At 63.3% G+C, this 13326-nt stretch carries 9 protein-coding genes; 7 read left to right on the top strand and 2 right to left on the bottom strand.

What is annotated here, in order from left to right; translation table 11 throughout:
* Both P3W85_RS01540 and P3W85_RS01535 read left to right on the top strand, forming a co-directional pair.
* Positions 1–209, top strand: a 209-nt coding sequence (locus P3W85_RS01540) for a hypothetical protein (protein WP_276263477.1), incomplete at its 5' end; no start/stop codon positions are given.
* Between the two features lie 199 nt (positions 210–408).
* Positions 409–1350, top strand: coding sequence for a transcriptional regulator (locus tag P3W85_RS01535; protein WP_276263476.1), 942 nt, complete (start codon positions 409–411; stop codon positions 1348–1350).
* Here the strand turns inward: P3W85_RS01535 and P3W85_RS01530 are convergent.
* Positions 1297–2454: an AraC family transcriptional regulator gene (locus tag P3W85_RS01530; RefSeq protein WP_276263475.1), complete on the bottom strand. Its 1158-nt coding sequence runs from the start codon at positions 2452–2454 to the stop codon at positions 1297–1299. The genes P3W85_RS01535 and P3W85_RS01530 overlap by 54 nt on opposite strands.
* 422 nt (positions 2455–2876) lie before the next feature.
* Positions 2877–4889 carry a polysaccharide biosynthesis protein gene (locus P3W85_RS01525; protein WP_276263474.1) on the bottom strand — a complete coding sequence of 671 codons (2013 nt, stop codon included), beginning with the start codon at positions 4887–4889 and terminating at the stop codon, positions 2877–2879.
* Positions 4890–5777: 888 nt separating this feature from the next.
* On the opposite strand from P3W85_RS01525, the gene P3W85_RS01520 reads away from it, so the two are divergent.
* The 5 genes from P3W85_RS01520 to P3W85_RS01500 all read left to right on the top strand — a co-directional run bounded on the left by P3W85_RS01520 (position 5778) and on the right by P3W85_RS01500 (position 13089).
* The gene (locus tag P3W85_RS01520) at positions 5778–6575 is read left to right on the top strand and encodes a transcriptional regulator (RefSeq protein WP_276263473.1); all 798 of its coding nucleotides are present in this window, start codon (positions 5778–5780) and stop codon (positions 6573–6575) included.
* Between the two features lie 683 nt (positions 6576–7258).
* Positions 7259–8038 carry an XpsR family transcriptional regulator gene (locus P3W85_RS01515; RefSeq protein ID WP_276263478.1) on the top strand — a complete coding sequence of 260 codons (780 nt, stop codon included), beginning with the start codon at positions 7259–7261 and terminating at the stop codon, positions 8036–8038.
* A gap of 460 nt (positions 8039–8498) precedes the next feature.
* On the top strand, positions 8499–10199 hold the full coding sequence (locus P3W85_RS01510; RefSeq protein ID WP_276263472.1) for a hypothetical protein: 1701 nt from the start codon (positions 8499–8501) through the stop codon (positions 10197–10199).
* Between the two features lie 173 nt (positions 10200–10372).
* Entirely contained in the window at positions 10373–11494 is a 1122-nt protein-coding gene (locus tag P3W85_RS01505) for a hypothetical protein (RefSeq protein ID WP_276263471.1), read from the top strand.
* A 782-nt stretch (positions 11495–12276) separates the two neighbouring features.
* Entirely contained in the window at positions 12277–13089 is an 813-nt protein-coding gene (locus tag P3W85_RS01500; RefSeq protein ID WP_276263470.1) for an EAL domain-containing protein, read from the top strand.
* The last annotated feature ends 237 nt before the right edge of the window (positions 13090–13326 follow it).

Here is a 13326-nt window from a genome sequence, read left to right as displayed (position 1 = left end):
TATGCCTCCACGCTGCGGGTGCCACCCTGCCGGCGCCGGCTGGTTTCCGGGATATGGCTCCGCGTCCGGATCACGCCGGGATTGCCTTCCAGAAAGCGCTGCGCCGGGTTTGTGCTGCGGGCGTTTGCCTGGCAAAGCCGGTGCTTACCATGCCTGTACGGGTGAGCGACATGGTCTTTTTGGACTATGTATCCAGATGGAAAAACTGAGACGCACGGTCAAGCGTCCCCGGCTGGCGCGATTACGCTGTTTACGGGTTTTGCCTCGCGCTTGCCGTTGCATCCGCCGGAAAAAAGGCGGGGGGCGGCAACGCCGGTGTTGCGGCAGCGGTGGGTTGGTGGATTCCTGTCGGGGCGACGAGGCAAAGCCGGGTAGTCGATGCCAGTCAATGCCAGCCGTGCCGGACCTATGGAACCCTATCAAAGCCCCTTTACCCGCGAGCAGTTCGACGCTTATTTTTCTTCCTATGTTGGCATGGAGGGGGGAAACCCCGCCGCCGCAGTGTGGTTCTGTGAATTTGCCCCCAGCGGCATCGATGCGCCGCTCTCCGGCACGCTCGCCCCGTTGCGCAGGCCGCTGGCGTGGGACCACGAATTCCGCTGCCGGCACCGGCAGGATATGGCGCGCTGGCAGACGCACCAGCGTATTGCCCGCATCATGACGGCCGCGCGCGAGACGGTGCTCTACGGGCGTACCGATGGCGGCGACTGGCAGCAATACCTGGAGGAGAGCCTATACCAGCCGCGCGGCTGGGAATTCAAGCTCAATCTCTTTCCGCTGGCCATCCGGCCGGAAGGCAGGCTCCCATGGTCCAAGCTGTATTACGGCCAGCCGGAGCTCAATCCCAAGCAACGCTACCTCGACCTGTGCCGGGAGGGAGGGCGCTTTCGCTTTATCCACGGCCTGCGCCGCCAGATGCGGCCCAAGGTGGTCCTGTGCCTGGCCGAGCGCCATACCGCGGATTACCTGCGGGCGTTCGGCATGGAGGGGATTCAGGCCGTTGAGCACACGCTCAAGCCGGCGGACCAGGCCAGGACTCTGCAGGTTTATACCCACCAGGGCACCAGCCTGGTGATTTGCCCGGCGGTCGCCGGCACGGCCGGCATTGGCTCCGATGTCTTGCTCGATGCGGTGGGGGGCTTTGTCAGCCGCTGGCTGGGGGCGCGCGACTTCGCCGAGCCGGCCCGCACGGCGGCGCGGGCTGGCCTGGCAGAACCGGCGCGGGTGCCGGCAGCGGCGGTGGTGCAACGCCCGGGAGGCTCGGCGCCGGGCTCCGCGCCATCGGCGTTGCGGGCGTCAGGGCGTGCCGATGGCGGCGCTCAGGTCTTTGCCCGCTTGTTGCCGGTGTAGCCAGTGCTGGTATGCCGGGCCTTGCACCCGTAGCGCGGCGCGCAGCAGGTCTTCGCGCTGCGGGTTGGCTGCCTGGATGCGCAGGTCGCTCGGCGACATGCCGTAGGCGCGCCGGAACGCCCGCGTGAAATCCGACCCGCTCGAGAAGCCGAGCCCGTACGCTATCTCCACCACCGGGAGATGCGGAAACCGCACCAGGTCCACCGCCGCGGCGCGTAGCCGGCTTTTGCGGATGTAGGCCTGCACGCCGCCCTCGTGCTCGAACAGACGGTACAAGGTCGGGCGGGAAATGTGCATTGCCTCCAGCAGGCGGCCGGGCGAGAGATCCGGCTGGTTGGCATTGGCGTCGATCAGCCGGCGCGCCCGGGCCAGCAGGGCGCTGCGGGCGGCGGCGCGCGCATCGCCCTCCAGCCGTGCGGTCTTGCGGAAGGCAGCGACAAGCACCTGGACGGCCTCGCGCAGCGCGATGGCCGCCTGCGGTGGCGGCATGTGGGGCAGCGCCTGCCGGAGCGCCTTGATATGGTCGACCGCCAGCTGCGTCATTGGCGTGTTGGCTTCCACGATGCGGCCATGCGCCGACTCGGCATCGGGGAATACGGATTCCATCAGGTCGCGCGGTACAAAACAAGTGAGCACGCGCGCCCTTTCGCGCACCATCAGCGCGGTCTGCCCGAGGTCCGCCAGCAGGATGCCGCCATGGCGGGGCGTTGCGTTGCGGCGCATGCCGTCGACATAGCCGGCATTGCCGTCGATAACGACCTGGAACACATAGTGCCGCATGGCATCGGTGGAAATGCGCGCCACCGTGCGCTCCAGCACCACGCTGTCGCAGTGGCAGTCGGTAAAGACCATGTCATCCACGAGGTATCGGTCGATGACGCCTGCGAAGCGGCCGGCAACCTGCTCCCGCGTTACGGAAAGATCGACGACATGGCCGACGCGGTCGCGCCAGGCCAGGATCTGACCCGTGGCGGGTTCCGCCGCTGCGGACCTGGACTTGGCTGTGGAAGCGGGCAGGGCGCCGCCGACTTCGAAGCGGGTATGCGGCAGGCTGGGTGACGGCTCCTGCTCGGTACTCGGCGCAGCGGGCTTGTAAGGCGTCATGACATTCGGTGAGCGCTACCATGCCCCGGTGGACCCGGGCATACGCGGGCCAGGAAATCGGCCTGCAGTCTCGCCTAATGTACTGGATATGGACGATTTTCGCTAAAGGGCGTTTTCGGCGGATCCGATGACTCGGTTTGGTGCGGGAATCCACGCGAATCCATGCGCGATTCCGTGTGGAATGCTATGGACGATTCCGCGCGCGGTCCGCTGCCCGATCCGGGGCTTGAAGCCTCGCACCGGGCTTTATGCCGGTGCGAGTATTGGCAGGCATGCCAGTATGAAATATTTTGTAAGATATTCAGAGAAACCTTGAATATTAAATGTCTGTACGTTTGATTTGATTGATCGCTGATCGCTGATCGCTGATCGCTGATCGCTGATCGTACGGCCGCTTGATCGCCCGATCATTTGAATGCTTGTTAGCCTGCGTTGACCTGCTGCTTTGCGTTCATTTCCGCGAACTCCGTCAATACAACCTCGGGCCCGCGTGCCTTGGTGCCCAGCGGAAACGGCAGCAATACGCGTGGCGGGCGCAACTGCTTGCCGCCCTTGCCTTCCTCGATCGAGCTGTAGGGGGCGTACTCGGGCACGATGCTTTGCACCAGGCTCTGGATCCGGAACGTGTCGCGTGTATCGCAGGCGGCAAACAGGGCAGCTAGCAGATCGTGCAGCGTGGCTTCGGCAAGTGAGTGCTCCTTTGCACACATGATGCGGGCGTGGGAGCTGGCGATGACGTCGCCGCCGATCAGCAGCTCTTCATACAGCTTCTCGCCGGGGCGCAGGCCCACCACCTTGATCTCGATATCGCCGCCGGGGTTGTCCCGGGTCTTTTCCTGCAGGCCGGACATCTCGATCATCGTGCGTGCCAAATCGACGATCCGCACAGGGTCTCCCATGTCCAGCACAAAGACCTCGCCGCCCTTGGCCATGGCGCCAGCCTGGATCACCAGCTGCGCCGCCTCGGGGATCAGCATGAAGTAGCGGACCACGTCGGCGTGCGTAATGGTGATCGGGCCGCCGTTCTCGATCTGCTTGCGGAACAAGGGAACCACCGAGCCGGACGAGCCCAGCACATTGCCGAAACGCACCATCGAGAAGGTGGTACGGGTACGCGGGCGGGCCGCCGCGGCCTGGAACACCAGCTCGGCCATGCGCTTGCTGGCGCCCATGATGTTGGTGGGCCGCACGGCCTTGTCGGTCGAGACCAGCACGCAGGTCTCCACGCCATACAGGTGCGCGATATCGGCGACGGTCAGCGACCCCATCACATTGTTGCGAATGCCTTCGGGCATGTTCGACTCGACCAGCGGCACGTGCTTGTAGGCTGCCGCGTGGTAGATGGTGTCGATGCGGTTCTGCCGTACTGCTGCCGTGACCGCCTCCGGATCGCACACCGAGCCGATGCGCGCCGCGATATCCAGGTTCGGGAAGTGCTGGCGCAATTCCTGTTCGATCGTGTACAGCGCGAACTCGGAGTGTTCGAACAGGACCAGCTTGCGCGGCCCCTGCGAGGCGATCTGCCGGCATAGCTCACTGCCGATCGAGCCGCCGGCACCCGTCACCATCACCGCCTTCTTTTGCGTGCATTTGGCGAACAGGTTCTTGTTGGGCGGGACCGGCTCGCGGCCCAGCAGGTCTTCGATGCGGATGTCACGGATCGATTGCGTGGTGATCTTGCCATCCACGAGTTCCAGCAGGGTGGGCAGGGTGCGCACTTCCACCGCCTGCTTGCGCAGGGTCTCCAGCACCTCGCGGCGGCGCTCTGGCGAGGCCGAGGGAATGGCCAGCACCACTTCATCGATATCGAGCCGGGCCAGTTGCTCCGTCATCCGGCTGACGTCGTAGACCGGCAGGCCGGCCACGATCTTGTTGTTCAGCGTGATGTCGTGGTCGAAGAAGCACAGCGCCCGGTGGTCAGGGCTGGCGCGCATCGCCAGGGCCAGCTGGAAGCCCGCCTCACCGGCGCCAAAGATCGCCAGGCGCGCGATCTTGCCATGGTTCTTGCGATACTGCGACGCGCGCAGCAGCGCGCGCGCCAGGAAGCGCGAGATCACCACGTAGGCGAAGGCGACAAACCAGTAGATCAGCAAACCGGTACGCGGCAGGTAGTCGTCTTGTATCAGCACCGACACGAAGTAGGTGAGCGAGATCAGCGCGGCCAGGCTGAGACCGGACACCCACAACACCTTGAGGTCGATATACCGCAGCACCGTGCGGTACAGCCCGCTGAAGTAGAAGACCGGGATGGTGAGCAGCGCAATTGCCAGCGGCGGCAACGCACCATATTGATTCAGCAGTCCGGTATCGCCCTTGCGTAGCAGGAGCGCGAGCGAGAAACACAGCGGCAGCACCAGCAAGTCGGCCGTCACCATCAGAGCGACTTTGCTACGACGCGAGAGTGCGAGTAGCCATTGTGTAAGCGCGGATGTCATTTTCATATCCACTTAGCGAATCCGGCACCGTTGATCCGGTGCGGCAAATCTGGACTGCCGCGCATGCGGCAGGATGAGACGAAGGCAATGCCAGAATGGTGCTGACCAATTGCTCTATGTTGTTGGTGACCGATGTAGAGGTTGGTCTCGCGGCCGGTCCTCATCGTCTTGCGATTGGTGCGAATAGTGCGGCGCAGCGGAAGTCACCGGTACCCTGCGTGAGAAGGGAATGCGTGGGGATTGGCGGGGGCGGTGCGGATAGCGCCGACAAAACGGACCATCGCGCTGGCCGCCTCGCGGGGCGTTGGGTCGGGTGCGTGATGCCTGGAGAGAACGGCGCTCGCAAGTCATGCACGCGAGGGCGGTCATGCACGCAATGCGGCCGATACCGGGGCTGAATCCGCGCCTCCGGGGATGTGATTCCTATGTTCATCCCCCGGTTGGTAGGGATTGAGAAATCCCTGTTTCACATGGGACTATTCTTAAAGGAGGCCTTTCAAGGTTGGTTCACGTCCGAATCTGGAATAGCGGTATGTCTATCCAAAATGCTTTGGGCTGGCGTCCGCCGTTCGATTCGGATATTTCTGGCAATTTCTGGCAATTTCCGTCACCTGAGAGGCATCTGATTCCCGGACGGTGCCCCACGCGATTCACGTTCAGCAAGTGGTGGTAAGGGGTGGTAAGCGGGAGATGATTGAATAAATCGCCAAAGGCACAGAGGGGCGCAACGATGCCGGGCACAAGAGCGGGTCAGAGCCCGTCGCCCCGGCGCGAAGCGCGTGCGGTTTCGGCGAAAGACCACAGCGGCACGCGGGGCCTTGAAGGCGCCCCGGCGGCACGTTGTGGCACGGGTGAAAGGGGTCCCAATCTTTGTGGCAAGGGGTATTTATGGAGCACCCAGGGGTATTTGCGAAGCAGGAACTGGACGATTACTTTGCGTCCTACGCAGGCATGGAGGGCGGCAACCCGCAGGCATCCGTCTGGATCTGCGACCGGAGCCCCCACCCGTGGTTCGAGCACCTCGCCAGGCCGTTGCGGCCGCGCACGGAGCCGCCCGCATGGGATGCGGCGTTTCGCGCGCGGCATCTGGAGGACATGGGCAGGTGGCTTCATCATCAGCGTATCGCGCGCTTCATGGCTGCGGCCCGGGCAGAGGCCCTGGGCGTGGCGCTTGGCGACAACGACTGGCGGCGCTATTACTGGAACCAGCTCTACGCGCCCGACGGCTACGAGTTCAAGCTGAACCTGTTTCCCTTGCCCGCGCAACTCGATGGCCTGACGCCTTGGTCCAAGGCGTTTCGCGGCCAGCCGGAGCTTGTGCCCAAGGATCGCTACCTGGCATTGTGCCGGCAGGGTGGGCGCTTTCATTTTCTGCAGCACATGCGTGCGCGCTGGCGGCCAAAGATCGTGGTCTGCCTTGGCTATCGCCATGCCGACGACTACCTGCACGCCTTCGGGCTGAGCGATCTGGAGGGTGAAGACCTGCCGTTGCAGCCGGCGGATCTGGTGAAGATCTTGCGCGTCTTCGTAAAAGACGGCACCACGTGGATTATCTGTCCGGCGCTGGCCGGCAGCGCCGGGCTGACTTCCGATGTGCTGCTGAACGCGTTTGGCAGGTTGCTGGGCGCCCGCCTGGCCCCGGGTGACTTTGGTGAGACGGCCGGAGCTTGCTTGCAATATGCCTAGCGTTCAGGTTTCGCCGGCAAGGCGCCGCGCAGCGATTGGGCGCCAGCCGTGGCGGATAGGCCTCTTTGTATGGCTCATATATGGATTCTGTCGGCGCCTGTGCGCCAATCCGCCAATTCGCCATTACGGCTTGCGTGCCTTCGCTGCTGTATGCCTGCATGTCAACGCGCTGACATGCTGCTGCCGCGCAGGCGGCAAGCCGCCTCCAGCCGTATTGGCCTGGTTGCCGGTACCCTGCGTAAGAAGGGATAGAACACCACAGCTAATCCCTCCAAAGGGGGGCGCGGTCCAGGCAAATCTCGCGCAAAATTTCGCACCGCCTAGTAAGTGTTTCGCGCAAACGAGATCAGGTCGTTGGGAGCGGAATTCGGAGTGTCGCGAGTTGGAAATAACAGACTCCGCATAGCGTTCACCATCGGGGACGATACTGATCCAGATTGGTTGCAGGCAGGTCATGCAGGGACTGGCGATATGGGCGTCAGGCCGGACTGCCTCTGGTCCAAGCAGGATGAGATCCCGCAGGTGCGTCAGCAGTCTCCGCATTTTTTTTGCCGGGGTTGTCGCTATCGTTCTATTAGAGATTTGCCGATCATTTGGGTGTCTCGCGGCCCGTCACGTCGTAAAGGTAGGTTTGGCCTCAGCGCGTGGGCATCTTAAATTCCACCAAGCGGTAGGGCATGGAAATAGAACAGAAAACGGTATTCTCACGTGAGCAGCTGGACGTGTATTTCGCGTCATACATTGGTATGGAAGGGGGAAATCCAGCAGGCGCTGTCTGGTTTTGCGACAGTAATCCGCATCCCTGGACCGAGTCGCTGGTGGCGCCATTGGAGCCGCGACTGCAGCCTGGGGCGTGGGATGACACCTATCGCGATCGTTTTCGCGAAAACATGGAGCGCTGGCAGTCGCATCAGAAGATCGCAAGGATCATGGCGGCTGCACGCGCGCAGACCTATGCCGCACAGCAGAGCGAGTGCGACTGGAAGCATTACTTTGACCGGCATCTCTACGCGCCCGATGGCGCGGAATTCAAGCTCAGCCTTTATCCCCTGCCCGCGCACCTGATCGGGCAGACGCCCTGGTCCAAGGCGTTTCGCGGGCAGCCGGCGCTGGTACCCAAGCAGCGCTATCTGGATCTTTGCCGCAATGGCAACCGTTTCCGCTTTATCGATGGCATCCGGCAGCGCTGGAAGCCCAAGGTGGTGGTGTGCCTGGGCGAGCGGCATTTCGATGATTACGTACAGGCGTTCAGGCTGGAAGACGCGCAGGCCGGCAACTTTATCCTGCAGCCCGCGGATCTTGCCAAGACGCTGCGGGTGCTGGAGCGCGACGGTACCACCTGGATCGTTTGCCCGGCGCTGGCCGGTGCGTTGGGCCTGACGTCCGACGTGCTGCTGGAGGCCATGGGCCGCTATCTGGCGCGCTGGCTTGTGCCGGAGGATTTTCCAAGGCTGCATGCATGAAATGCGGGACATGCAATACATGCAGGACGTGAGGTAGCGACACGCAGTAGCAATACGAACCGGCGATAGCCACCGGCGTCGCCAGTGTCACTGGCGGCGCTGGCGGCGCTGGTGTCGGTGCGGAGGGAACAAGAGAAACAAGCAGGCGGATGGCGCGCGAGCGTCCCGCCATTGGCTGCCAGGTGGCGATGGCGCTTGGGCGGCGAGATGCAAGCCTGTGCTTTCCCCCTCCTGGTAGGGGTGACACGGAACCTGGGTTTGTTTATCTAGTGAAGCAGGCAAAGGCAGTGTCGGATTGGGCTCGCCGATTCCGATTGCAAGAGCCAGCGACGGTATCCGGTGCAGTGCGACGAGCCAGGGCAGCGAAGGGCATCAGGGACGGTGCGCTGCCCTTGCCTGGTTCAGGGCCCCATAAACGACGTATCGATTCATCGATGTATTGATCTCAGGAGCGAGAAGAGTGCAAACCAATATCAGGAATATCCTTACCCTCGGCCTTATGGCTTCGGCGGCCGTGGCGCTGGTGGCCTGCGGAGGCGGTTCGGACTCGACGCCGACACCCACGCCGGCAACCGTGCAAGGCAAGGCAGTCGACTTCTATCTTGCCGGCTCCACTGTGACCTTCACGGACTGCAACAACCAGACCACGACGACCGGCGCAAATGGGGACTTCACCTTCCCGTCTGGCTGCACCTCGAGCGCGCTCAGGGTGTCGGGCGGTACCGATATTGGTACCAAGCAAGCGTTCACCGGCGTGCTGCAGGCGCCCGCGGTGACCTATGCAGCGGGCGTGACGCCCGTAGTCACGCCGCTGACGACGCTGCTGGCGCAGCTGACCCCGACGCAAGCTGCGGCGCTGGCGGCCAAGCTTGGCCTGAGCGGCAAGAACCTCACCACGCTGGACCCGATGCAGGACGCTGCTTTGCTCAAGGCGTCCGTGGTGGTTCAGCAACTGATCGATCAGGTCAGCAAGGTACTCGCAGGCCTGTCCGCGGGCACCGGCGGCACGCTGACCCCCGCCGCCGCCGCAGCTGCGGCGGCCAGCGCCGTAGCCAGCGCGGTGAGTGCCTCCTCCGGTACCGCCGACCTGACCAGCACCTCGCTGGTCAGCTCGGTGATCTCGACGGCCGTGCAGAATGCCAAGGCTGGTTTCCCGGCAAACATCCAGGCCAATATCGGCACGGTGGCGGCCAACGTCGCGGCGCTGGAGGCCCCGGAGGTAGCGACCCAGGTGTCGAACGTCAGCACCGCACTGGGCACGATCGTGGTGGGCGCCAATCCGGCTGCCACGCTGGCGGCATTGCAGCAGAGCGGCGCAATCAATGCCGTGACGGCCAGCGTCCAGTCGAACACCGCCAAAACGCTGGTTGGCGCGGTGACAACCGCCGGCCTGACGGACCCGACGCTGACCGCCAACCTCGCCGCCCTCGGCACTGCCGTCTCTACCGGCAACGCAGGGGCAATTCAGACGGCTGCCAGCAATCTTGGCAGCAGCGTGAACAGCGGTGTCATCAGCACCGTGACCAACAGCGTCAAGCCGACCAACTTCATCCAGTTGGCCAGCATGACCATCAACGGTCAGCAGTTCCCGATCGGCAATACGGCGACGGTCACGGGTGGCACGGTGAGCTCGATCACGGTAGCGGCTTCGCAAAGCGGCGACGCCTTCGCGGGCGGCGCTTCGCAAGTGCGTGCCGGCCTGAGCTACACGTACGGCGGCAACCAGGTCGATGTCATCATCGAGAACGTTGCGCTCACCTTCAGCGGTGGGGTGTTGACGGCGGCCCAGGTGCCGGCTAACACGACCTACTCGTTCCGCATTGCCGGCAGCATTGCGGCCAGCGCCACCCTGACCAACGCGACGGCCGACAACCTCTTCGTCAACGCCAACGGCGGCTCGCTAAACCTGCCGTTCACCACCTTCCTGGCTAAGCTGAAGAACGCCGGTGCGCTGAGCCAGGCGCAGATCGACTCGCTCACGCCTAAGTCGATCAGCACCTTCCCCGTGACGTTTGCGGTGGCGGGTCAGGGCGGCAAGGCGGTCAGCGTTGGCGCGCTGGTCAACAGCAGCGCGCAGAAGACGCTGACGCAGGCGGTGCAGACCGGCTCGGCAACGGTGAGCGGAAACGGCATCAAGACCACGATCACGCTGAATCCCTGATCGATGCGCTGCGTAGCTCTCCCCGTGGTTCGGGGAGGGTTTGCCCGGTCATCCGCCACACGCGCCATCCGGCGCAGTGGCGGGTGGCCGGCTTCTTTTTGTGTGCGGAGCGCCCGGGGCTGGTCCCGGGCGTGCCGTGGATGAGGCCCGTCGTCCGGCCTCGGAGTCTCCCTATGCTGTTGTATCGTTCGCGCCGGCTACGCAATGCCGGCGCATTGATGCTGGGCTTGTCGTGTGCGGGTGTTGCGAGCGCCGCGCCGGACGACGTATTCATGCAGGCTGAGCCCGCCACCGGCGAGTTCACCAGTTTCCGGGCAGAGGCCAGTTATGACCTGGTCAACAGCACCGTTGACATCTTCAACCTGCGCCAGAGCCAGGGCTCTGTGCCGGACAACGCCGGCGACTATCGCGGCGGGCGCCTGATGCTGGGCTACAAGTTCAACCCGCACTGGTCCGGCTCGGCCACTTACTGGCGCCGCGGCATCGACTACGGCAAGGACACCAACAATATCGACAGTTGGATGCTGGCCTTGCACTATGACCCGCTGGCCGAACCCGGCGCGCGCGACCGGATCATGTTGCGCTTTTCGCTGTGGGGCGATCGTGCGGGCAGCCTGACCCGTTCCTCGGCGGTCAAGGTCGGGAGCACGACCTTCAACGGCGTCACCGTCCACGATGCCAACGATGTCCAGGGCCAGGCCGACGTGATTTTTTCCGGGCAGCTGACCGAGCGGAACCAGTTGACGGGTTTTCTTGGCCTTGGCGTCAGCCGTGTGACGATCGGCGGCATCAACACCAGCCTGCAGCGCGGCGGTTGTAATTTCAATGTCAGCATCGGCTCGGACAACGTTGCCAATGGCAACCTTGCCGCACCTTGCCGCGTGGGCAACGTCAACCTGCAGTCGGCATCGTTCTCGACCGATGCGGGACAGTATGGGTTGAACATCAACGACGATTTCACCTACACCGCGGGCTTCCTGAACCTGGGCGGATCGTGGCGCTGGAAATACGAGAACTTCAGCGCCAGGCTGGGCTATCAGTTCCAGTACCTGGTCCGCAGCAATGTCGATAGCCATACCAGGGCTTACGGTTATTCGCCGATCAAGTCAAACCATACGCTGGGGATGGAGTTGTCCTATGCCGTGGTGAAGAATGTCGAGGTCTTCCTGCGCGGGCAGGCATCGCTGTACAACTTTGTTGGCACCATTCCGTTTCTCTACAATGCCGCCACGGCAGGCAAGATGGATCGCTACTACGGCTATGGCTCGATCGGCATCCGTTTCTCCGGCTTCTAAGTTCTAAGGCGCGGATGGCTTGGGTGTGCATGGCGGAATCCCGAATACCGGATTCCGGCACGAGCCATTGGCAAGCGTGAGACGACAGGAGGTGCGCTTGGCGCACTTCTGTTGCAAGGCGAAAAGAGGGGAGGCCGGCAGCGCGGCGTGGTCTTCTTGTGTGAACCACGCTTTATTGCCAGTGCGCCAGCATGCCGATGGCGAGAGTCGCCGTAGCGGCGAGGCAAAAAAAGAAGGGTGTAGGCGCAGGGCGCTCCTACACCCCTTGAGTGGTTCAGCAAGGGGTCAGTCTTGCTGAGGTGGATTGTCTTACGGCTTGTATTGCATCAGTACCCTGCCTTCGTGGGTGGTCATCCTTTGGAGGGGAATGGGGATCGACTGTGGCCTGCCCCGTGCTGGAAGAATAGGATCCGGATGACATAAGCCCGGAGCGCAAGCGCGAGCGGGAATGCGCGATGGGCCTGGGTTTGCCGTCGTTTGAATTTGCCGGTAACTAACCAAAGGCAACGGGGCCAACGAGAGCCAGCGGGAGCCAATGGAAATAGAGTTACCGGGCGGTATGGGTTTGCCGCTGTTTGCGGTACCTGCTTACCTGGTGCGCATGTCGTGCCCGGCCGTCCAGATGCCTCCAGGAGGTTAGATTGCATTACGCGTTTTTCAGTGGCCGGGCGTCTCACGGCGCAACGATATCGAGTGACGGCGAGAGCACCGCCGTGCCGCGAGGCGGACCGGGCTACGTCTGTGCCTCGCGCATTGCACGCGTGGTGCGGTTGCGACGGATCATGGCGCAGTCTTCGACGGTGGAAGCGGGAGCGCAGGCCGGCGAACGCAGCCTGGATGGCGCCGACCTGCTTGCGCTTACCCGGAGCGATCTCATCGGCGCGATCGGGCTGGGCCACATCTATCCGGTATTCCAGCCGCAGATCAGCGCGCAGCACGGTGGCATCGTCGGGATCGAAGTGCTGGCGCGCTGGTCCGACAAGGGGAGGCACCACAGGCCGGAGAAGTTTGTCGGCAGCATCACCAGCCTGGGGGTGGAGACACTCCTGCTGGATTATTTCCTTGGTGCCTGCAGCCAGGTGCTGACGCGTTTTCCCGGCTACCAGGGGCGGTTTTCGCTCAACGTCAGCCCGAAGACGGCGGCTTGCGCCGGCTTTGTCCAGGAGGTACTGCGCGCGAGTCTCTCCCACGGGCTGGATCTTGCGCGGGTGGTGCTGGAGGTGACGGAGCAGACCCGGATCTCGCGCGGCAGCGAGGCCCGGCTGCTGGCGAACCTCGGCGCGCTGTCGGCGCGCGGCGTGGTGATTTCGCAGGACGATTTCGGGTCCGGCTATGCCTCGCTGCAAGCCCTTGGGCTGCTGCCGTTCAAGCAGGTCAAGGTCGACAAGACCCTGCTGCACCGTGCGCGCCACGCAGAGCGTGCACGGTTGCTGTTCTCTTCCTCTATCCATCTGGCCCGCTCGCTGGAGCTGCAGACGGTTGCCGAGGGGGTAGAGAGCCCGGACGATATGCTGCTGGCAAGATCGCTCGGTGCCGATCTGCTGCAGGGATACGCCATTTCACCGCCCGTGCCGTTCGAGCGCCTGGTGCTCTAGCCAGGCGCCAGGTGGTTTGGGATCGGGGCTGTAGATAATTTGCAGATAACTTGTAAATCATTTTGATCGCTTTATTCGCTGGCGTATCGCCAGGAATGCAAGCAGCGACACCGCGTTGACTACCGCTATATACATAGCTATATTTCGGTCATTGGACTATCGCAGGCCATGCCTGCCGCCGGGGAAGGGCGGCATTGGGGCAACCGGCGCTTGCGGGCCTATTTCCACAAGGCGTTG

The sequence above is a fragment of the Cupriavidus basilensis genome (assembly GCF_029335485.1).
GTDB classification, from domain to species: Bacteria; Pseudomonadota; Gammaproteobacteria; order Burkholderiales; family Burkholderiaceae; genus Cupriavidus; species Cupriavidus basilensis_E.
This window is presented reverse-complemented; position numbering and strand designations above follow the sequence as displayed.